General features: G+C 47.5%; 1 protein-coding gene. It reads right to left on the bottom strand.

The genetic code is table 11. The features are described from left to right. Nucleotides 1–741, bottom strand: a 741-nt coding sequence (locus tag ACWHAR_RS26605) for an NAD-dependent epimerase/dehydratase family protein (protein WP_452088368.1), incomplete at both ends; no start/stop codon positions are given.

The following is a 741-nucleotide window of genomic DNA, read 5'->3' as shown; positions in this document are numbered from 1 at the left end:
TGCAAGAGCTGTTTTGCTTTTGTAATATCCGCCCACGTGTTGCTCGGTTCCCCTGCTATTTTGTCCGAAAAGTGCAGTGTTGCTTTTCTACCAGAAATATCCTCAATGAGGGAGACAACCTTTAAGACTGAGGCACGCTCTGCGCCGCCGATATTTACTGTTTCACCAATAAGATGGGGTTTCCCAAGAACAGCGGTGATGCCTTTGACACAGTCACCGATATAAGTGAAATCTCTTGACTGCTGCCCATCACCGAAGATGGTAAGCGGCTTTTGGTGAAGATGCTGCTTAATGAGCCGGTGAAAAGCCATATCCGGCCGCTGTCTTGGCCCGTATACGGTAAAAAAACGGAGAATCACAATTGGAATGCCAAAGCTCTGTTGATACACATGGCAAAGCTTTTCTCCCGTAAGCTTTGTTACCCCGTACGGAGATAAAGTAGAAAGCGACGTGTTTTCGCTGACTTTTCCTTGTTTTTCGCCATAGACGGAAGAGGTGGATGCAAAGATGAACGTTTGAATAGAATGTTCCCGGCACGCCTCGAGGAGCCTTTGGAGCGCTTGGATATTATGCGCGGCATATGGGTGAAAATGATTGCCCCAGCTTGAGCGGACTCCCGGTATGGCCGCCAAATGAAAGATGACGTCCACTCCTTCCAGTAAGGGAGCAAGATCCGCTGTCAGCAGATTTTCCTTTATGAACGTAAATCGCTTTTCCGACAGCAGGTTTTTAAGGTTTTTT

The organism is Bacillus sp. LR--39 (genome assembly GCF_053613335.1).
Note: the sequence above shows the minus strand (reverse complement) of the source record. Positions and strands in the feature narration are given on the sequence as shown.